1 pseudogene is annotated in these 965 nt (G+C 54.0%); it reads right to left on the reverse strand.

The annotated features are described in order from the left end of the window. Nucleotides 1-62 precede the first annotated feature (62 nt). Nucleotides 63-965: pseudogene (locus AB9F27_RS21875) on the reverse strand (IS3 family transposase); the annotation flags it as partial.

Here is a 965-nt window from a genome sequence, read left to right on the forward strand (position 1 = left end):
CAGAGGTGGTCCTAAGTTTTCGACCAGTTTGCAGCCTAGTTAAGGTGGATCAGGGTTTCATGTCAGGCTGCTACTCTCATTGGTTCTGTTTTGTTGGCATAGGCCTCGTCGGGGGGCGAGATTCCATGGGTCGAGTGAGGACGTTCAGCATTATAGTAGGCCAGCCATTTCATGATACCGGCTTTTGCCTCTGAGCCTGTCTCAAAGGTGTGCAGATAGACGCATTCGTACTTGAGTGACCGCCATACGCGCTCGATCATCCGATTGTCGCGCCACGCGCCTTTGCCATCCATGCTGACCTTGATTTTGGCATCAGTTAGCACGTCGATCCAATCGCCGCTGGTGAACTGGCTGCCCTGATCCATTGCCCGGCAGGGTATTGCGAAGCAATGCCTGAGAGGGGGTGTTGAATATCTCCGGCGTGCCGTGATTGGCCAATGCCTCTTTCAGCGCCTCAACGCAGTTTGCGGCGTCCATGCTATTTGACAACCGCCATGCCAGCACCTTGCGGCTGTACCAATCCATAATGGCCACGAGATACAGGGAGCCGCGCCGCATCGGTATGTAGGTAATATCTGCACACCAGACCTGGTTTGGAGGGTCAATCACCGCGTTTCTTAGAAGATATGGCCAAATCTTGTGTTGCGGATGCTTTTTACTGGTGTTGGGCTCCTGATAAATCGGCACCAATCGCATGAGGCGCATCAAACGGCGGACACGATGCCGCCCGCATGCGTGGTTGTTGCGCTTCATATAACGTGCCATCTGGCGCGATCCATACCACGGGGTCTCCAAGAACTGCTCGTCGATGATCGCCATAAACCGCAGGTTCTCGACGCTCTCGCCCTTCGGTTCATAGTACAAATTAGATCGCGTTAACGTCAGCAATGCGCATTGCCGACGCATGCTTAGTTTATGATCCTGGCTCACCATTTTTTGCCTCGCGTCCCGAGCAACTGGTCCGA

This window comes from Falsihalocynthiibacter sp. CO-5D18, assembly GCF_041205445.1.
Classification (GTDB): Bacteria; Pseudomonadota; Alphaproteobacteria; order Rhodobacterales; family Rhodobacteraceae; genus Falsihalocynthiibacter; species Falsihalocynthiibacter arcticus.